22 protein-coding genes are annotated in these 18680 nt (G+C 69.2%); 9 read left to right on the plus strand and 13 right to left on the minus strand.

Annotated features, from left to right (window positions below; all coding sequences use genetic code 11):
* Positions 1-48: 48 nt before the first annotated feature.
* From LPA44_RS03405 to LPA44_RS03415, 3 genes are read right to left on the minus strand one after another with little or no spacing between them, the layout of a single operon-like run.
* Positions 49-483, minus strand: coding sequence for an HIT family protein (locus LPA44_RS03405; RefSeq protein ID WP_230888179.1), 435 nt, complete (start codon positions 481-483; stop codon positions 49-51).
* A gap of 42 nt (positions 484-525) precedes the next feature.
* Complete coding sequence (locus tag LPA44_RS03410; protein WP_230888180.1) at positions 526-1062, minus strand: thioesterase family protein; 537 nt, start codon at positions 1060-1062, stop codon at positions 526-528.
* 1 nt (position 1063) lies between these two features.
* Positions 1064-1282, minus strand: a complete 219-nt coding sequence (locus tag LPA44_RS03415; RefSeq protein WP_230888181.1) for a DUF7860 family protein — start codon at positions 1280-1282, stop codon at positions 1064-1066.
* A gap of 81 nt (positions 1283-1363) precedes the next feature.
* Here LPA44_RS03415 and LPA44_RS03420 point away from each other — a divergent pair, with 81 nt between their 5' ends.
* Entirely contained in the window at positions 1364-1597 is a 234-nt protein-coding gene (locus tag LPA44_RS03420; protein ID WP_230888182.1) for a hypothetical protein, read from the plus strand.
* Positions 1598-1654: 57 nt separating this feature from the next.
* Positions 1655-4876 carry an isoleucine--tRNA ligase gene (gene ileS, locus LPA44_RS03425; RefSeq protein ID WP_230888183.1) on the plus strand — a complete coding sequence of 1074 codons (3222 nt, stop codon included), beginning with the start codon at positions 1655-1657 and terminating at the stop codon, positions 4874-4876.
* 47 nt (positions 4877-4923) lie between these two features.
* Here ileS and LPA44_RS03430 read toward each other — a convergent pair whose 3' ends face one another.
* Together LPA44_RS03430 and LPA44_RS03435 are read right to left on the minus strand one after the other, a co-directional pair.
* Complete coding sequence (locus LPA44_RS03430) at positions 4924-5772, minus strand: ribose-phosphate diphosphokinase (RefSeq protein WP_230888184.1); 849 nt, start codon at positions 5770-5772, stop codon at positions 4924-4926.
* Between the two features lie 25 nt (positions 5773-5797).
* Complete coding sequence (locus LPA44_RS03435; RefSeq protein ID WP_230888185.1) at positions 5798-6634, minus strand: HVO_0234 family beta-propeller protein; 837 nt, start codon at positions 6632-6634, stop codon at positions 5798-5800.
* A gap of 89 nt (positions 6635-6723) precedes the next feature.
* Between LPA44_RS03435 and LPA44_RS03440 the strand changes: the two genes are divergently transcribed.
* The gene (locus LPA44_RS03440) at positions 6724-7152 is read left to right on the plus strand and encodes a hypothetical protein (RefSeq protein ID WP_230888186.1); all 429 of its coding nucleotides are present in this window, start codon (positions 6724-6726) and stop codon (positions 7150-7152) included.
* The gene (gene glmM / locus LPA44_RS03445) at positions 7149-8513 is read left to right on the plus strand and encodes a phosphoglucosamine mutase (RefSeq protein ID WP_230888187.1); all 1365 of its coding nucleotides are present in this window, start codon (positions 7149-7151) and stop codon (positions 8511-8513) included. The genes LPA44_RS03440 and glmM overlap by 4 nt, the downstream gene beginning before the upstream one ends.
* Here the strand turns inward: glmM and LPA44_RS03450 are convergent.
* The 4 genes from LPA44_RS03450 to fer2 form a co-directional block, all read right to left on the minus strand.
* On the minus strand, positions 8510-9643 hold the full coding sequence (locus tag LPA44_RS03450; protein WP_230888188.1) for a DUF7118 family protein: 1134 nt from the start codon (positions 9641-9643) through the stop codon (positions 8510-8512). The two genes, glmM and LPA44_RS03450, sit on opposite strands and share 4 nt — an antisense overlap.
* A 300-nt stretch (positions 9644-9943) precedes the next feature.
* Positions 9944-10309, minus strand: a complete 366-nt coding sequence (hisI, locus tag LPA44_RS03455; protein WP_230888189.1) for a phosphoribosyl-AMP cyclohydrolase — start codon at positions 10307-10309, stop codon at positions 9944-9946.
* Between the two features lie 42 nt (positions 10310-10351).
* Positions 10352-11290, minus strand: coding sequence for an A24 family peptidase (locus LPA44_RS03460; protein ID WP_230888190.1), 939 nt, complete (start codon positions 11288-11290; stop codon positions 10352-10354).
* A gap of 155 nt (positions 11291-11445) precedes the next feature.
* Positions 11446-11835, minus strand: coding sequence for a ferredoxin Fer2 (gene fer2, locus LPA44_RS03465; RefSeq protein ID WP_058984391.1), 390 nt, complete (start codon positions 11833-11835; stop codon positions 11446-11448).
* 145 nt (positions 11836-11980) lie between these two features.
* On the opposite strand from fer2, the gene hisA reads away from it, so the two are divergent.
* Together hisA and hisB are read left to right on the plus strand one after the other, a co-directional pair.
* Entirely contained in the window at positions 11981-12703 is a 723-nt protein-coding gene (hisA, locus tag LPA44_RS03470; protein WP_230888191.1) for a 1-(5-phosphoribosyl)-5-[(5-phosphoribosylamino)methylideneamino]imidazole-4-carboxamide isomerase, read from the plus strand.
* Between the two features lie 254 nt (positions 12704-12957).
* The gene (hisB, locus tag LPA44_RS03475) at positions 12958-13545 is read left to right on the plus strand and encodes an imidazoleglycerol-phosphate dehydratase HisB (RefSeq protein ID WP_230888192.1); all 588 of its coding nucleotides are present in this window, start codon (positions 12958-12960) and stop codon (positions 13543-13545) included.
* A 56-nt stretch (positions 13546-13601) separates the two neighbouring features.
* Here the strand turns inward: hisB and LPA44_RS03480 are convergent, their stop codons facing one another.
* Both LPA44_RS03480 and LPA44_RS03485 read right to left on the minus strand, forming a co-directional pair.
* Entirely contained in the window at positions 13602-13898 is a 297-nt protein-coding gene (locus LPA44_RS03480) for a hypothetical protein (protein WP_230888193.1), read from the minus strand.
* 91 nt (positions 13899-13989) lie between these two features.
* Positions 13990-14565, minus strand: coding sequence for a hypothetical protein (locus LPA44_RS03485; protein ID WP_230888194.1), 576 nt, complete (start codon positions 14563-14565; stop codon positions 13990-13992).
* Between the two features lie 87 nt (positions 14566-14652).
* Here LPA44_RS03485 and LPA44_RS03490 point away from each other — a divergent pair, with 87 nt between their 5' ends.
* Positions 14653-15156, plus strand: a complete 504-nt coding sequence (locus tag LPA44_RS03490; protein WP_230888195.1) for an ACT domain-containing protein — start codon at positions 14653-14655, stop codon at positions 15154-15156.
* Here the strand turns inward: LPA44_RS03490 and LPA44_RS03495 are convergent.
* Positions 15153-15443 (minus strand): hypothetical protein, encoded by a 291-nt coding sequence (locus tag LPA44_RS03495; RefSeq protein ID WP_230888196.1) that lies wholly within the window; start codon positions 15441-15443, stop codon positions 15153-15155. The two genes, LPA44_RS03490 and LPA44_RS03495, sit on opposite strands and share 4 nt — an antisense overlap.
* Positions 15444-15589: 146 nt before the next feature.
* On the opposite strand from LPA44_RS03495, the gene LPA44_RS03500 reads away from it, so the two are divergent.
* Complete coding sequence (locus tag LPA44_RS03500) at positions 15590-16210, plus strand: IMPACT family protein (RefSeq protein WP_230888304.1); 621 nt, start codon at positions 15590-15592, stop codon at positions 16208-16210.
* A 55-nt stretch (positions 16211-16265) separates the two neighbouring features.
* Positions 16266-18314, plus strand: coding sequence for a S9 family peptidase (locus LPA44_RS03505; protein WP_230888197.1), 2049 nt, complete (start codon positions 16266-16268; stop codon positions 18312-18314).
* 123 nt (positions 18315-18437) lie between these two features.
* Here LPA44_RS03505 and LPA44_RS03510 read toward each other — a convergent pair whose 3' ends face one another.
* Positions 18438-18677, minus strand: coding sequence for a DUF7569 family protein (locus tag LPA44_RS03510; protein ID WP_442903358.1), 240 nt, complete (start codon positions 18675-18677; stop codon positions 18438-18440).
* Positions 18678-18680: the final 3 nt, after the last annotated feature.

Raw genomic sequence — 18680 nt, forward strand, 5'->3', positions numbered from 1 at the left:
TACGTCAGTGGTTGTCGTCACTGGAACAAAATTCGGGTGTTCGTCGCGTTACTCTTCGCCGGCGCCTTCAGCGATGCTGTCCGCGATGTCGTCGAGTTCGTCGTCGGCGAGGTCGGGACGCTCGCCGGCGACGGCGTGGACCGGCCGGCCGCCGTCGTCGTCGAAGCGCGGGATGATGTGGCCGTGCACGTGCGGGACTTCCTGGCCGGCGGCTTCGCCGTTGTTGAACGCGACATTGCTGCCGTCGGCGTCCACGACGTCCTCGACGATTGGCGTGAGGTAGTGCAGCGCCGCGAACATCATCTCGCCGCTCTCCGGCGGGACGTCCCCGAGCCTCTCGTGGTGATCCTTGGGGATGACGAGCGTATGCCCGGGCGCCAGTGGGTTCGCGTCGAGGAACGCGAGCACGTCGGCGTCCTCGTAGACGACGCGTGCGGGAATCTCTCCATCGACGATCTGACAGAAGATGCAGTCCTCGGCCATACGCGGCCCAACACGGGCCTCGATTAAAAGCCTACTCGCAGGTTAGCGGTCGGCGACGCTGTCGCGGAACTGGTCGCGGTCGACGACGCGGAGCGTGAGGTCCCCGGTGGCGACAGATGCGCCGTCGTCGCGCTCGGCGCGGCACGCGAACGAGAGGTCCGGGCGGTCGACGCCGACGAGCGTCGCAGAGACGTCGACGTTGCGGCCGACGGCGACGGGCGCGAGGTGCGAGACCGACGCGCCACGGTCGACCACGCCCGTGCCTTCGGGGAGGTAGCCGCGGAGCGCCTCACGGACGACGACCTCGAACTGCGCGAGGAGGTACGGCGTCCCGAGCACACGCGTGGCCTCCTCGGGAGTGGCGTCGACGGCGGCGGGGTCGCCGGGCGGGTCGTCGTGGGAGCCGAACGCGACGGTGGCGTGCTCGGCGTCGAGCGTGAACGTGGACTCCCCGCGAACGTCGGCGTCGTCGAGGACGGCGAAGGCGTCCGTCATGGGTGACGAGACGGTGTAGCCGGTGTTAGTCCTGACCGCGAGTAGAACGCCGACTGCGTCGAAGCCGAGCGACCGGGCGGCCACGCTACTCCGTGAGCGGGAGGAGGACGCCGAAAACGAGCGGGCAGACGACGATGCCGAGTACGCCGAGGACTTCCGCGTCGAAGAGGAGCGCGTGCTCCCAGCCGGGCAGCGAGGAGCCGCCGAGTTGGAGGCCGAGCGCGCCGACGACGAACAGCGCGAAGCTCGCCAGCGTGGAGCGTTTCACGAGCGAGGAGTAGTCGAGGTTGCCGTAGCGTCCCATACGCCGAGGACGCGTGTCGTCGCTACTAAGCCTTCTGTCTCGAACAGAAAGGCTATGAGCGGTGGCTGGCTACGGCCGAGCATGCTCAGCAACTTCGCGGAACTGTTCGACGTCGCCGTCACCCTCGCGTACGCGGTGCTCGGCGCGGGGCTCGTGGGGACGGGCGTGCTCACCGAGCTGCGGAGCGTCGCCACACTCGGCAGCGGCAACCTGGTCCTCGGCGCGTGGCTAGCGGTCATGGGGGTCGTCGCCATCGCCGCCGGTACGATGCTGTTCACGGACAAGGTGCGGGCGCGAGTCGGCAGCGGCGCGTAACCCGGCGCCGACTGTACAACCGATTACCCTTTTAGGTGCGAGCGAGACGGGTACGCCATGAGCCGATTCGCCGACGTACCCGACCAGTACGACCCCGAGGACGTCGAGGACCGGGTGTTCGACTACTGGGACGACGTCGACGCCTACGAGCAGGCCAAACAGCACCGCGCCGACGGCGAGGACTTCTTCTTCGTCGACGGCCCGCCGTACACGTCCGGCGCTGCGCACATGGGGACGACGTGGAACAAGACGCTCAAGGACGCCTACATCCGCTACCACCGGATGCAGGGCTACGACGTGACGGACCGCCCGGGCTACGACATGCACGGGCTCCCCATCGAGACGAAAGTCGAGGAGGAACTGGGCTTCGAGTCGAAGAAGGACATCGAGGAGTACGGCGAACAGAACTTCATCGACGCCTGCAAGGAGTTCGCCGACCGGAATCTCGAGGGCCTGCAGTCGGACTTCCAGAGCTTCGGCGTCTGGATGGACTGGGAGAACCCGTACAAGACCGTCGACCCGTCGTACATGGAGGCGGCGTGGTGGGCGTTCGACCGCGTGCACGAGCGCGACCTCGTCGAGCGCGGGAAGCGCTCCATCAGCCAGTGTCCGCGCTGTGAGACCGCCATCGCGAACAACGAAGTGGAGTACGACGACGTCGAGGACCCCTCCATCTACGTGACCTTCGACCTCGACGACCGCGAGGGGTCGCTGGTCGTGTGGACGACGACGCCGTGGACGATTCCCGCCAACGAGTACGTCGCCGTCGACGAGGAGGGTACCTACCAGCAGGTGCGCGCGACGAACACGACGACGACGCCCGACGGCGAGGAACTCGTCGAGGAGGACGTGCTCTACATCGCCGAGGAGTGCGTCGAGGACGTGCTCCGCGCGGGCGGCTACGACGACTACGAGGTCGAGGAGTCGTTCCTCGGCAGCCACATGCTCGGCTGGTCGTACACGCCGCCGCTCGCCGAGGAAGTGCCCGCGAACCCCGTCGACGCCGACGGCACGCACGAAGTCTACCACGGCGACTGGGTGGAGGCCGACCGCACGGGCCTCGTTCACTCCGCACCCGGCCACGGTGAGGAGGACTTCGAGCGCGGCGAGGAACTCGGCCTGCCGGTGTTCTGTCCGGTCGGCGAGGACGGCGTCTACACCGAGGAAGCCGGCAAGTACGAGGGGCAGTTCGTCCGGGACGCCAACGAGGGCATCATCGAGGACCTCTCCCGGAAGGGGTCGCTACTCGCCAAGGAGACGGTCACACACTCCTACGGGCACTGCTGGCGCTGCGACACGGGCATCATCCAAATCGTCACCGACCAGTGGTTCATCACCATCACGGACGTCAAAGACGAGCTCCTGGAGAACATGGAGGACTCGGAGTGGCACCCGCAGTGGGCCCGCGACAACCGCTTCCGGGACTTCGTGGAGGACGCGCCGGACTGGAACGTCAGCCGGCAGCGCTACTGGGGCATCCCGGTCCCCATCTGGACGCCCGAGGACTGGAGCGGCGACATGGACGACGTGCTCGTCGTCGGCACCCGCGAGGAACTCGCGGAGCTCGCCGACCAGGAGGTTGACCCCGGGACCGTCGACCTCCACAAGGACACCGTCGACGACCTCACTATCACGCACCAGGGGACGACGTACACGCGCGTCCCGGACGTCTTCGACGTCTGGCTGGACTCCTCGGTGGCGTCCTGGGGCACCCTGAATTACCCCGAAGAGGAAGAGGACTTCGAGGAACTGTGGCCGGCGGACCTCATCATGGAGGCCCACGACCAGACCCGCGGCTGGTTCTGGTCGCAACTCGGCATGGGCACCGCGGCGATGGGTGAGGTGCCCTACGACGAGGTGCTCATGCACGGGTACGCGAACATGCCCGACGGCCGCGGGATGTCCAAGTCGAAGGGCATCACCATCGAGCCCAACGAGGTCATCGAGGAGTACGGCGCGGACCCGATGCGCCTGTTCTTGCTGTCGGTGAGCCCGCAGGGCCAGGACATGCGGTTCTCGTGGGACGAGACCGAGAACATGCAGCGGGACCTCAACATCCTCTGGAACGTGTTCCGGTTCCCGCGGCCGTACATGGCGATGGACGACTTCGACGCGAACGTCCCCGAGCCGTTCGGCGGCGACGGGGCAGGGGTGTCCGTTGACGACGTCCACCTCGAAACGGTCGACCAGTGGCTGCTGTCGACGCTCCAGCGCGTCAAATCGGACGCCACCGACCACTGGGACGCCTTCGAGCAACACAAGGCCCTCGACGAGATTCTGGACTTCGTCACGGGCGACCTCTCCCGGTACTACGTGCAGGTCGTCCGCGAGCGCATGTGGGAGGAGGGCGACTCCGAGTCGAAGACCGCGGCGTACGCCACCCTCCAGCGCGCGCTCCTGGAAGTGACCGCGATGCTGGCGCCGTACGCGCCGCTCGTCACCGACGAACTCTACCAGCACCTCACCGACGGCGACGCCTACGACACCGTCCACATGTGCGACTGGCCCGAGGTCGAGGAGCGCTACCGCCAGCCCGCGCTCGAGGACGACGTCGCGGCGCTGCGCGACATCGAGGAAGCCGGCAGCCACGCGCGCCAGCAGGCCGGCCGGAAGCTCCGCTGGCCGGTGACGCGCATCGTCGTGGATGCCGACGACGACCGCGTCGCGAGCGCGGTCCGCGACCACCCGAGTCTGCTGCGCGACCGCCTGAACGCGCGCCGCATCGAGGTCGTCGACGAGGGCGAGAACTGGGACGAACTGGCGTTCAGCGCGCGCGCCGACATGAGCGTGCTCGGCCCCGCGTTTGGCGACGACGCTGGCGAGGTCATGCAGGCGCTCAACGACGCGCACGTCGAGTCCGCGGACCTCGACGCGCTCGCTGAACAGGTCAGCGAGGACCTCGGCCGCGACGTCGAACTCACGCCCGAGATGGTGGAGTTCGTGGAGGAAGCGCCCGAGCACGTCTCCGGCGCGGACTTCGACGGCGGCACCGTCTACGTCGACACCGAACTCGACGAGGACGTCGAGAGCGAGGGGTACGCTCGCGAGGTCATCCGGCGCGTCCAGGAGATGCGCAAGGACCTCGACCTCGCGATGGACGCCGAAATCCGCCTGGACGTCGTGGTGTTCGACGACCGCGTCGCCCGGCTGGTCTCCGAGCACGAGGACCTCATCGAGGAGGAGACCCGCGCCCGCGAGCTCGGCGAAGTCGAGGACGGCTACCGCGAGGAGTGGGACGTCGAGGGCACGAAGATGGCGCTCGAAGTCGAGGAACTGTAGCGGGCCGCGAGCGCGAACGAACGACTATTTTCGGGGGAAAGAGCGCGTTACAGCGACTGCAGCGTCTCCGCGACGGCGGGCGCGGCACTCACGGTGGAGACGGCGCGCTCGATGGTGTCGGTGCCGTAGACGGCTTCGACGCCGGCGTTCGCTAACTTGAGGCGGGCGTTCCCCACGAGCAGCGGGTGGACGCACGTGACGTAGACGCGCGCCGGGTTGTCGAGTTCGCCGACGGCCTCGCTCATCGTGGAGCCGGTGGCGATGATGTCGTCGACGACGACGACGTCGCGGCCGGAGACGTCGACGTCGCTGGGCGTGACGGTGACGTCGCTGCCGGAGTGGCGGTGTTTCTCGAAGTGGTCGGTCTCGCCGACGCCGTAGCCGTCCCGCACGGACTGGGCGAGGCCGACGGCCCCCTCGTCGGGCGCGAGGAAAACGGGATCCGCGAGGTCCGCGGGCAGCGGGTTCGCGAGGTGTGCGGACGCGTCCACGCCGGTCGCGGGGACGTCGAAGAAGCCGAGCACGCTCTGTTCGTGCGGGCAGACGGTGACGACGCGGTCGGTGCCCGTGGAGATGGCGCGCGCCATCGCGCGGGCCGAGACGGGTTCGCCGGGCTCGAACGCCTCGTCCTGGCGGGCGTAGCCCATGTAGGGAATCACGGTGACGATTTCGTCGGCGCCGGCCTCGTGAGCGGCGTCCTGCAACTGGAGGAGTTCGACGTGGGCGTCGCTGGAGACTGTCGACGCGACGACGACGGCGCGACCGTCGATGGGTGGGACGCGGACGATGTGCTCGCCGTCCGGGAACGACTCGTACTCGACGCGCGCGAGGTCGTCGCCGAGCTCCGCCGCGAGCGCCGCGGCGAGCTGCTGGGTCGCGGACCCGCTGAGTATCATACCAGACGCGAGGCCTGCCGGCGGCTTACGCGTTTCCCTCGGCGACGACGGCGAGCGCGGACGCCGCGCGGAGCCCGAGGCTGCGGTGCCGGAAGCCGTCCCCCGCGTCCGCGGCGAGCGTGCCGTCCGCGGTGAGCACGACGACGGCGTCCGTGGCGTACGCGACGTCGGCGACTGAGTCCTCGATGGGGAGGTCGCGGGCGTGCCACTCGTCGGCGGGGTCGTCGGGTGCGTGCTCGTAGAGCGCGTCCGCGGTCGCGGCGTGCGCACGGCCGAGGTTGCCCGCGTCGGCAGTCACGGGGTCGCTGGTGGCGACCGCGAAGTCGCCGTCGGCGGCGTGCATCCAGCCCGCACCGAGCCGGTAGAGGCCGTCGGGCGTCGCGGCCAGCGGGACGCCGGCGGCCGCGACGTCCTTCGCGTCGTCCAGTCCGACCGCGGAGAGGCCGTCGTCCGTGAGGCGGTGGACGCCGTCCGTAGCGGCGACGAGGTCCGCGTCGAGCGAGCGAACGTCGCCGTTCACGGTGCCGACGGTCGTCCACGCACTACCTTCGTAACGTGCGAGGCGGCCGTCCTCGCCGGCCGCGAGCACGTCGTCGTCGTATGCCGTGACCGCGACTGCAGGCCCGAAGCCGGTCTCCTCGAAGCCGTCGTCGTCCCCGACGAGCACGTCCTCGTCTGTCGCTGCGGCGATGCCGTGCGGGGTCGCCGCGACGTCGCGGGCCGTACAGCGCTCGACGAGGCTGAACTCCCCGACTTTGTCCTGCGAGACGCGCGCGACGGCGACGCCGAGGTCGGCGGCCACGTACGCGTCGACGGTCTCGGACTGGTCGGTGTAGACGCGCTTCTCGCGGATGGTCGGCATACGTGAAGGCGTCTCGCGGGCGAGCGAAAGCGTTGCGATTGCGCCGTGGACCGGGAAAAACCTTTGCCGTGGCCGCCGTAGGCGGGGGCATGCGACGGCGGGCGGTGCTCGCAGCGGTGGCCGCGCTGGCCGCCGGCAGCGGCTGTTCGCGGGTGGTCGGCGAGGACCCGGTGGAGGTCCGGGTACGACGTGCCAGCGAGGCCGCCGTCGAGAACGCCGACGTCCACTGCCCGCTGTCCGCGCCGTTCGTCGAAGCCCACCCCGCTCTGGAGCGCGTGCTGACGTCGGCGACGACCGCGCCCGACGGCGAGTGGGTCGTCACGGACGTCGACCGGGAGACCGGCGAAGCGCTCGCGGCGGACCTCCGGAAGCGCTGCGGGCAGGTCGACGCCGTCTACCAGTACGAGGACGACGAGTACCGGGTGCGCGTGCTGGTCGAGGACAACAGCGCGCAGAACCGGAACAGTTCGGCCAGTTCGGAAGCGATTAGGCGCGGGCCGCCCCAGAAACGCACATGAAAGTGTTCGGGTCCAGCGGCACCCGGGGCGTGGCGAACGAGGAACTCACACCCGGGTTCGTGCAGGGGGTCGCGAAGGCCGCGGGGTCGGTGTGGCGGACCGACCGCGTGGCGGTCGCGCGGGACACGCGAACGACCGGCCGGATGCTCGTGAACGCCGCGACCAGCGGCCTCCAGAGCGTCGGCATCGACGTCGACCGGCTCGGCGTGGTGCCGACGCCGGGCCTGCAGGCGTACGCCGAACGCGAGGGGATTCCCGCGGTGATGGTGACCGCGAGCCACAACCCCGCGGAGTACAACGGCGTCAAGCTCGTCGGCGCGGACGGCGTCGAACTCCCCGTGGACGAACTGGAGCGCATCGAGCGGAAGTTCCTCACCGAGCAGTTCGACGAGGTCGCGTGGGACGCGGTCGGCGCGGACGTCGATGTGGAGTCCGCGCGCCGCGAGTACGTCGAACAACTATTGGAAGCAGTCGACCGCGAGGCCGTCGCGGACGCGAACCTCACGGTCGCGCTGGACCCCGGCCACGGCGCGGGCGCGCTCACGAGCCCCGAGTTCTACCGCCGGCTCGGCTGCAAGGTCGTCACCGTGAACAGCCAGCCCGACGGCCACTTCCCGGGCCGGGACCCCGAGCCCGTTGCGGAGAACCTCGACGACCTCGGCGGCCTCGTGCGTGCGACGGACGCCGACGTCGGCATCGCCCACGACGGCGACGCGGACCGCGCCATCTTCTTCGACGAGCACGGCGACTACATCGAGGGCGACGCGACGCTGGCGGCGCTCGCGGAAGCCGAACTCGACGAGAGCGACACCACAGTTTCGGCGGTGAACGTCAGCCAGCGCCTCGTGGACGTCTGCGACCGCACAGGCGCGGACCTCGAACTCACGCCCATCGGGAGCACCCAGATTATGACCCGCATCCGCCAGCTCGAGTCCGAGGGCGAGACGGTGCCGGTCGCCGGCGAGGGCAACGGCGGGGTCATCTTCCCGGGCTACCGGATGACCCGCGACGGTGCGTACACGGGCGCGCGCTTCCTCGAACTGCTCGCGGACAGTACGGCCAGCGAGGTCGTCGCGCCGTACAGCGACTACCACAACGTCCGCATCAACGTCGGCTACGACAACGACGCCGAGCGCGAGGCGCTGCTCGGCGCGGCCGAAGAACAGGCGCTGGACGCGGACGCCGAACGCACCACCATCGACGGCTACCGGCTCGACTACGGCGACGCGTGGGTGCTCGCACGGCCCTCGGGCACGGAACCCGTCGTCCGCATCTACGCGGAAGCCACCAGCGAGGAGCGCGCGCGCTCGCTCGCCGACGAGTTCGCGGCCGCGCTCCGCGCCGCGAAGGCCGGCGTCTAGAGCCGGTCGAGGGCGTCCCGGAGTTCCTGCTCGGCCTCGCGGGCTTCTGCGAGGTCGTCGGCGACCCCGGCTTCGATGCGCTGTTTCTCAGAATCAGTGAGTTCGTGCTCCGCGACGGCAGCCGTTCGCAGTCGCTGGTAGTCGTCGTCGCGGACCCGGCGACGGACCGCGTGCAGCGCCGCGAGCACGTCGTCGTCGGCGAATCGCGCGACGACCGAGACGAGTTCCTCCAGCCGGTGCGTTAGTTCCTCGGCGGGCGCGGGCGGCCAGCCGACGGTGAGCGGCTCGGCGTCCAGTCGGTCGAGGTACGTGCGGTTGCCGCCGACCGCGCGCTTCAAGGCTCGCGGCTCGGCGACGTAGTGGTCGAGTTTCGACGGCGAGTACTCCGCGTACTCCAGCAGTTTCGGGAGCGGCTCGGTGCCGGCCTCGCGGTCCGCGACGAACGCCTCGAGGTCGTCGGGCGCGGGGTCGAATCCCACGAGCGGGTACGACTGCGTCGTCTCCACGAAGCCGAGCACGTCGCGGGCGGGCGCCGACTCGCGGAACTCCCGGAATGCCGCACGCACGCGCTCGTCGTACGTCTGGATTGGGTCGCGCAGCGTCTCCACGGGCGCGTCGAGGTCCGCGTCGCCGAGCCGCTGGAGGCGCTCCAGTTGCTCGACCTCCGCGGCGTACTCGTCGGCGCGCTCCGCTACCCGGGTTCGTGTGTCGCCGTACGCCTCTCGGGCATCCTCGAGGTCGTCCAGCCGGCTGACGAGGTCGCGGGCGTCCGCGAGCCGGTCGCGCGCCTCCGCGAAGTCGCTCTCGGAGAGCCGGCGCTTCTTGAACAAGTCCAACAGCGACTCGAAGGCCTCCCGCTCCGGGAGGTCCTCGTCCAACTCCTCGACGAACGCCACGAGGTCGTCCTGGAAGTCGATGTACGACTTGAAGTCCCCCGTGCCGGTCGCGTCGGCCTCGTACTGGTCGAACAGCCGTTCGAGACCGTCGAGAGCGTCCCGGATTTCACGGAGTCGAGCCTTGCCGACGTCCTCGACCGCTTCACGGGCGTCCTCGCGAGCGTCCCGAGCGGCTTCGAGGTCGGCGACGAGGCCGGAGGGGTCGGTGGTGCGGGCGGCCTGCGCGTCGGGCATTACGTGAATTGTGGGCGCTCGCGCTGATAGGCTTTCTGTGCGACGCATGGCAGCATCGTGGAACACTGCGAATGGTTCAGACAGTGCCTCCTCGAAAGCCCCGAGGCTGTAGACTCGGGAGGCTCGCTGTGCTCCTCGCTCACTGCGTTCACTGCGGTGCTTGCGTCGCCTGCCTTCGTCTACAGCCGTGCCCCTTTCAATCCGCCCGTTGCCGGCTGACCAACCGGTCTAGGAAGGGCTTTCGAGGTCAGCCAAGAAACAGTTGGAACGACGAATACGAGCAGAGAATCAAAGACGGAGTCAGTACACGTCGTCGGGGTCGAAGACCTGCTCGCCCACGACTTCCCCATCGAGCGTGCGGTGGAAGCAGGAGTGGTAGCCGGTGTGGCAAGCACCACCGGATTGGTGGACGCGATAGAGGAGCGCGTCGCCGTCGCAGTCCACGCGGACCTCCTCGATTTCCTGGGTGTGGCCGCTGGTCGCGCCTTTCTCCCAGAGTTCCTCGCGGGAGCGTGAGTAGTAGTGTGCGCGTCCGGTCTCGACGGTCTGCTCGACGGCGTCGCGGTTGGCGTACGCGAGCATCACGACTTCCTCGGTCTCGACGTCCTGGGCGACGACCGCGACGAGGCCGTCGTCGCCGAAGTCGAGGTCTACCTCGAAGTCCATACGGGAGCGACGGGGGCCGGCCGGTTAGCGGTTACGTCCCCGTCAGGCAGGCACGAGGCCGAGCGCGTCCATCACCCAGAAGAGTACGTCGCCGCCGGTGAGTGCGACCAGCAGGCCGACGAACAGCGGGATGATGAACGGGACGCCGGGCGTCACCCAGACTTCCTCGTTGTCGACGATGACGTCGAGGCCCTCGCGGAGGTCGGCGGGCGTGGTGCCGTACGCGGAGCTCTCGATGTCTTCGAGAAACGCGGCGGCGCCCCACGGGTCGCCGCTGCCGTCCGTGACGACCGCGCCGCCGGTCGGGTCGTTGGGGTCGTCGGGGAGCGTGTCGGGGTCACGGAGTTCCGGGTGTTCACGGAGGTCCGCGAGGTCGAGGCCGCGCCACCGGAGGTACATCCGGAGTGCGTCCAGGTCGAGGCCGTCCCGGGTGAAGCCATCGTGGGTTTCGAGGAGGCTGCCGTGGGTGTCCGTGAGTTCGGGGACCGGGACGCGGCGGCCGACGAACATCACGACGGAGAACTCGCCGACGAGGGCGTTCCGGACGCCGAGCACGAGCGGGTACGCCAGCCCGAACAGGACGGTGTTCGTGAGAATCGTCAGCGAGAACACGCCGAGCGCGGTCTCCACGACCGGCAGGGAGTAGCCCAGCAGTTCGTAGGAGGGGTACGTCGGGAAGACGACCGCGAGTGTCATGAACGCGCGGGCGTCGGCGCCGCCGAAGCCACCGATGTACCAGAACGCGTACGCGAGGGGGACGACGAACAGGAGACTAAACGCGACGCGGACCGCGAACGGCTGGAAGGCGTACGGCGTGCCGAGCGCGGCGTAGCCGTCCCAGACCAGGAGGACGGCACCGAGCAGGACGAGCGGCCCCCAGAGGTCGTTCGGGACGCGGCGCGTCCGCCAGTCCCGGAGCGCCGCCCAGCCCAGCGCCGGCACGACGAGCAACCGCAGGAGGTCGGGTATCGAGGCGTCCACTACCGGGTGTCGGGGACGCCGCCGGCTTAGGTGTTGTCCTTACCCGGGGACGGCGGTCGCTACGGGGTACGCGTGGATACGGGAGAGAAGACACGCCGTCCTCGGCGGACGGCGGCTCGCAAAAATTCGGGGTCGGGAGCGACCCGTGTCGCGGCTTAGATGACGCGGTTCTGCAGGTAGTCGAGGTGCTTGGCGTTGTAGACGATCTTGACTTCGTCGGCGGCCGGGGAGCCGATGCAGGTCAGGCGGACGTTCTTCTCTTCGACTTCCTCGTCGGAGAGAATCTGCTGCATGTCCATGTCGATTTCGCCTTCCTTCACGATGGACGCGCAGTTCGCACACGCGCCGGCGCGGCACGAGAACGGCCAGTCGTAGCCCTGCGCCTCGGCGGCTTCGAGGATGTACTCGCCCTCGGCAACGTCGAGCGTGCCGTAGTCCTCGTCGTCGAGGCCTGCGTCGGCAGCCTTCTCGAAGAGGTCGTCGTCGTCCATGTCCCAGCCCTGGTCGTCCAGAGTCTCGTAATTGAGGTATTCAACCGTCGGCATCGTTCGAACCGTTCGCAGTCCGCCGGCATAGTAGTTTTCGTTCTCGGCGAACGACGGGAATGGGTGCAACACCCCACGAACGTTCGATTTTCCGGGATTCGCCAGTGACGGGACGCTTTTAGGGGAGCCACCCCCACACGACGGTATGGCGTTCGAGTCCTTCGAGGTCGTACCGGCGGTGGACATGCAGGACGGCGAGGTCGTCCAGCTCGTGCAGGGCGAGCGCGGCACCGAGCGGCGCTACGGCGACCCCGTGGAGGCCGCCCAGCGGTGGGTGTCGGCGGGCGCGCGGACGCTCCACCTCGTCGACCTCGACGGGGCGTTCGAGGGCGAGCGCGGGAACGCGGAAGCCGTCGAGCGCATCCTCGACGCGACGAGCGTGGACGTCCAGGTCGGCGGCGGCATCCGCAGCGTCGCGGACGCCACCGAACTCCTGGAGCGCGGCGTCGACCGCGTCATCCTCGGCACCGCAGCCGTCGAGAACCCGGAAATCGTCGGCGAAATCAGCGCGGAGCACCCGGGCAGCGTGATGGTGAGCCTCGACGCGAAGGACGGCGAGGTCGTCGTCGAGGGCTGGACGGAGGGCACGGGCTTGGACCCTGCGGAGGCCGCCCAGCGCTACGCGGACCTGGGTGCGGGCTCGATTCTGTTCACGAACGTCGACGTCGAGGGCCAGCAGGAGGGCGTCGAGACCGAGCCCGTCCAGCGGCTCGCCGACAGCGTCGACATCCCGGTCGTCGCGAGCGGCGGCGTCGCCGAAATCGACGACGTGCTCGCGCTCCGCGACGCGGGCGCGGCCGCCGTCGTCGTCGGCACCGCGCTCTACGAGGGGAACTTCACCCTCGAAGAAGCCAAGGAAGCCCTGTAGTAGCGGATTCCGGACCATCGCGCGCTGTAGCAGACTACCCAACCGGTAGTGGGTGGACTGAAAGGGGCCGACCGCTGGCGGTCACTCGCGACGCAAGCACTGGACCGAGCGTAGCGAGGGAAGCGCGCAGCGAGCGAGTGGCCGCCAGCGGGAGGGGGCTTTCGAGGAAGCGTCGACTACGTTCTTGCAGGTGTCTCGGTTGAGTCTATCTAGCAGGCGGAACGGCCTTGTAGACGGACGCCCACGCCCCGTACATGACCGACCGGACGGCCGCCGTGAGCCGCGAGACGGCGGAGACGGACATCGACGTGACGCTGGACGTGGACGGGGACGGCGACAGCACCGTGGACACCGGCGTGGGCTTTTTCGACCACATGCTGGAGTCGTTCGCGAAGCACGGACTGTTCGACGTGACCGTGCGCTGTGACGGCGATCTAGATATCGACGACCACCACACCGTCGAGGACGTGGGCATCGCCGTCGGGGAGGCGGTCGCGGAGGCGCTCGGGGAGAAGCGCGGCATCGAGCGGTTCGCGGACCGCCGCGTACCGCTGGACGAGGCAGTCGCGAGCGTCGTCGTGGACGTCTCGGGGCGGCCGCTGTACGAGTTCGAGGGCGAGTTCAGTCAGCCGTACGTCGGCGAGTTCACGAGCACGATGGCGGCGCACTTCTTCCGGTCGCTGGCGATGCACGCGGGCTTGACGCTGCACTGCGAGGTGGAGGGGGAGAACGCCCACCACGAGATAGAGGCGCTATTCAAGGGCGTCGCGCGGGCGCTGGACGACGCGACGCGCATCGACGAGCGGCGCTCCGGGACGCCGTCGACGAAAGGAGAACTGTAGCAGCCGACGGCGAGTCGGTGTGCGCGGCCGGTGACGGGCGCGCTATCGCTATCGCATTATTCGCGGAGGCACGCCGAGCAGCTGCCGGGCGTCGTCAGCGTGACGCGGTACTCGGTTTCGACCAGGCCGCTGCCGTTCTCGCTGGTGACGATCGAGTCCCACTTCGGGAAGACGAAGTCCGGCTCGCCGCCACAGTCGAAGCAGACGGCCATCGAGCAGCCGCCCGGCTCCGCGTGGCCGTTCAGCCAGCTCGTCTCGCAGGCCACGCACAGGCCGCCCTCCACAGTACCGGAGGACCGCTTCACGGTGATTCGGTCGTAGTCGCCGCCGCGGCCGCATCGGAAACATTCCATCGTGTGTATCTCGCTGGTCCCGGCGGAGCAGCGCTTCGAGTAGGACAGTGACGCAAGGGCTTATCAGTATTTGGGACGCCGCGACCGGTGCTCAGGTCGTCCGCAAGCCCGCAGGCGATTCCTCGAGGTCGCCGTTCTCGACGGCGGCCTCGACAACTTCGTCGAACTCGCGGCCGCCGAGGTCGTAGGCGTTCGTCGCAAGCGCGCGCAGGTCGTCGCGGGGCATCGCGCCGTCGCGGTTCTGGAGCAAGCGAATTACTTGCGCGTAGCCCGACGGCCGGCGCTTCGACTGCGTGCTACTGGTGTCGGCGTCGTCGACGTCCACCGTCTCCGCTGCTTCCGGTTCGTCCGCACTCCCGGATTCGATGACGATGCCGTCGTCCGCGGCGGGCTCGGCGGTCGAGTCGGCGGATTCGGCTGCAGCACGCTCGGCGTCGCCGTCGGTCCGCTCGGCAGATTCAGTCTCGAAGTCGCTCTCGGCTTTGGGAGCGGCGGCGGACGGGGAGCCCGCGGCGTCGAGCAGCGGGTCGACGACCGACTGGAGGGTCGCTCGGCAGTCCGTGCAGAGCGCGAGGCGTCGGGACTCGCCGGCGACGGAGGCGGGCACGACCTCGTAGACGCCGTCGGCGGCGTCGCCACAGAAGTCACACGTGTCGAGTTGGCGCATGCACGAGGCGACGAGGCGGGGCGGCAAAAGTCCTGCCGAGCGCCGCGCACCCACACCGTTTTGCCGGCCCGCCGCCTGCGTCGTCGTATGTTCGAGGACATCATGCAGAAGTTCGCGGGCAGCCCCGGCCAGCAGGCCGTCATCCGGCTGCTGCTCGAACGGGGGTTCTCCGTGAACGACGACGGCCGCGTGGTCTCCGGCGACATCGAGATTCCGTACACGCAGGTCGCCGACGCCGCGGGCGTCGACCGCCGCGTCGTGGACTCGACGACGGAAGCAATCCTCGAGGACGACGAGTTGCGCCGCATCTTCCAGAACATCAGCCAGATTCCGAGCCTGATGGACCTCGCGCCCGTCCTCGACTTGACCGTCGTCACGGTGGAGGTGCAGGACGCCGACGAGCCCGGCATCGTCGCCGAAGTGACGGGGCTGCTCGCCGAGCACGGCATCAGCATCCGGCAGACGATCAGCGAGGACCCCGAATTCACGGACGAGCCGCGGCTCTACCTCGTCACGGACGAGGACCTGCCCGGTGACGTGTTGACCGAACTGATGAACAAGCCGTTCGTGCGGTCGGTCGAACTCTCCTAGCGGTCGCCGACGACGCTCGCGATGACGAAGAGGTAGCCGATGGTCGTGAGCGCGTAGTTGACCGTCAGGAGGACGATGGCGTTCCGGAAGTCCTGGGAGAACGCCGACACCGTGGTGGCGATTGCGGCCGCGACGATGATGGAGAAGCCCAGCGAGAGCAACAGCATCTCCCGGCGCTCGGTCTGGAGGTAGGCGTTCGCGGCGAGCGCCACCATCGCCAGCCCCGAGAGGGAGAGCGCGATGCTGAAGAGGACGTAGACGAGTTCCAGCGTCGTCAGCGCGGCCATCGACGTTCTGTTGCGCGAGCGTACGCATAACCCTTTGGGAGCGCGGCGCTGGCCCGTACTTCGGGCGACACGCGACCGTGCGTCGCCCGGCAGACGCGGCGCGCGCAACCGCAAACGGGAACGTGCTCGCTCCCCGAGACGAGCACGTGACTGACGCGTACCGGACGCTCGCGGGCCGCGGTGAGGCCGACTTCGAGGTGCAGGGCTCGGAGTTTATCGGGTACGCCGCGCCCGCGCCCGCCGTCGAGGACGCGGAGGCGTTCGTCGAGTCTGTCGAGCGCGAGCACGCTGACGCCACGCACAACGTGCCCGCGTACCGGGTGCGCGTGGAATCCGGCGGTCCCGGCGACGGGTACATGCTCCGCGAGTACCAGTCCGACGACGGCGAGCCCACGGGCTCCGCGGGGAAGCCCGCGCTGAACGTCCTCCAGCAGCAGGACGTCGAGAACGCGGTGGTCGTCGTGACGCGGTACTACGGCGGCACGAACCTCGGCGTCGGCGGGCTCGCGCGAGCGTACTCGCGGGCCGCGAAGGAGGCCATCGAGGACGCCGGCGTCGTCGAGCAGCGGCCACAGGAGCGATTCACCGTCACCGTGGAGTACGACGACTCCGGCACCGTGCGGGGGATTCTGGAGAGCGCGGACTGCGACTTCGACGCCGACTACGGCGAGGACGTGGCCTTCGACGTGACCGTCGCCAGCGAGGACGCCGGCGACCTCCGCGAGCGCATCCAGAGCGCGACCAGCGGGCGGGCGGCCGTCGAGTAGCCGGAAGACGTCGGGGAGCCAAACGCCTATGCGCGCGCCGGCAGTGGGTGCGGGCATGAATCGCGTCGAGGCCAGCGACTACTTCGAGTTCTCACGGCTCTCCCACCCAGCGGTGTCGCCGGCCGGGGAGCGCGTGGCGTACGTCCAGCAGACCCCGGTATCCGAGACCGAGTACGAGGCGACGGTGTACGTCGCCCCGACCGACGGCGGCGAGCCAAAGCGCTTCACCGTCGAAGAGGGCATGGACTCCGAGCCGACGTGGAGTCCTTCGGGGGACCGCATCGCGTTCGTTTCGACCAGAGGCGCGAGTGACGAGCGACCGCAGTTGTGGGTCGTGCCGACGGATGGCGGCGAAGCGGAACAAGTGACGGACGTCGTGGGCGGTGTCTCCGGCATTGCGTGGGGACCCGACGGAGAACGGATCGCCTTCCTGCAGTCGGTGCGCCCGGAGGAAGTCGAGGCCGGGCACGACCTCGAAGTGGCCGCGGAGTACGAGCGCGAGGATCCGGACCCGCGGGTCATCGACCGCCACATCTACCGGTCGAACGAGTCGTACGCCGACGGCGCGCGCTCGCACGTCTACACCGCCGACGTCGACGCGGGCGAGGTCGAGCGCGTCACGAGCGGCGACGTCGACTGCCTGCGGCCGGCGTGGGGCGACGACCTCTACTACCCGATTCGGTACGGCAGCGACGACGAACTCCGCTGGGAGGTCGAGGCCTACGACCCCGGGGACGGCGAGACCGAGACGGTCACCGTCGTGGAGGGCTGGGGGCCGACGCTGGCCGTGGACTCGTCGCGGCCGCACGACCGCATCGCGTACACGACGACGCCCGCCGACGAACCGACGCTCGTCCAGACCGAGGTCGAACTGTTCACCCGAGAGGTCGGTGAAGTCACGCACCTCACGGCGGGCCTCGACCGCGACCTCGAACTGTGGAACGCGAGCCACGCGCCCGAGTGGGGGCCGGCCGGCGACTACCTCTACGTCTGCACACCCGACGAGGGCGGCTACGTGCTGCGGCGCCTCGACCCGAAGACGGGGGCGGTCGAGGTCGTGCTCGGTGGCGACCGCCACGTCCACGGGTTCTCCGTCTCCCGTGACGCCGTCGGCGTCGTGCAGTCGGAGTGGGACCACCCCGGGGACGTGGTGGCGGCGACGCCGGGCGGGGCCGAGGAGGTCACGCTGACGCGCGTGAACGCCGACTATCTCGCCGGGCGCGCGGTCCGCGAGCCCGAGGAGGTCCGCTTCGAGTCCGGCGGTACGGAGATTCAGGGATGGGTGTTGACGCCGCCGGATTTCAGTCCGGACGAGGAGTACCCGCTCGCCGTGGAGATTCACGGCGGCCCCCACCGGATGTGGTCGACGACGGGGTCGATGTGGCACGAATTCCAGACGCTGGCCGCGCGCGGCTACGTCGTCTTCTGGTGCAACCCGCGCGGCTCCACGGGCTACGGCGAGGACTTCATGACCAGCATCGAGCGCGACTGGGGCGACGTGACGATGCAGGACGTGATGGCGGGCACCCGCGAGGTCGCGGACCGGGAGTGCGTCGACGAGGAAGCGGCGTTCGTCACGGGCGGGAGCTTCGGCGGGTTCATGACCGGCTGGATCGTCGGCCACACGGACTTCTTCGCGGGCGCGGTCGCCCAGCGCGGCGTCTACGACCTCACGGGGTTTTTCGGCTCCACGGACGCCTACAAACTCGTGGAGGGCGACTTCCGGGCGGTGCCGTGGAGCGACCCCGAGTTCCTCTGGGACCAGTCGCCCGCGGCGTACGTCGAGTACGTGGACACGCCCACGCTCCTGCTGCACTCCGAGCAGGACTACCGTACGCCCGCCAACACCGCCGAACTGTTCTACCTCTCGCTGAAGAAACACGACGTGGACACGCGGCTCGTGCGCTACCCCCGCGAGGGCCACGAACTCTCGCGCTCCGGCGAACCCGGCCACGTCGTCGACCGCATCGAGCGCCTCGTCCGGTGGTTCGACGGCTACACCGAGCACAGCGACGCCGAGCGCGCACTCGACCGGCCGCGGAACGACGGGCTCACGGCTGGCGAGGAGGATGCCGACGAGAACGCTGACGACGAGCGCGAGTAGTCGGGAGCGCTCGGGACGACTATAGAGCAGTTCGGGGGTCGGCTTCGGGAGTGCTCGGGGAGCCGCGAAACCCCGTGACTGCGTAGGTCTCGGGAGGTGAAACGAAGGGGTCGCGGTTCGGCGTCAGTCGACGATGATGTCGGTGTCGCTGTCGCCGTCCTCGATGACGGTCTGGTCCGAGTCGTCGTCTTCCGGGCGCATCTCCGCGTCGTAGCGGTCGATCCAATTTGCGAAACACTCCGGGCAGAGCCGCTGGCTGTCGATTTGCGAGCGGTCGACGGTCACCCGGGCGGTCCGCGAGAGTGGGTCCGCCACCGACTCCCCACACCAGTCACACGGCTCCGTGTCCTCGCTCATGGCCACGAA

The organism is Halobacterium sp. KA-4, from assembly GCF_021028995.1.
GTDB lineage: Archaea > Halobacteriota > Halobacteria > Halobacteriales > Halobacteriaceae > Halobacterium.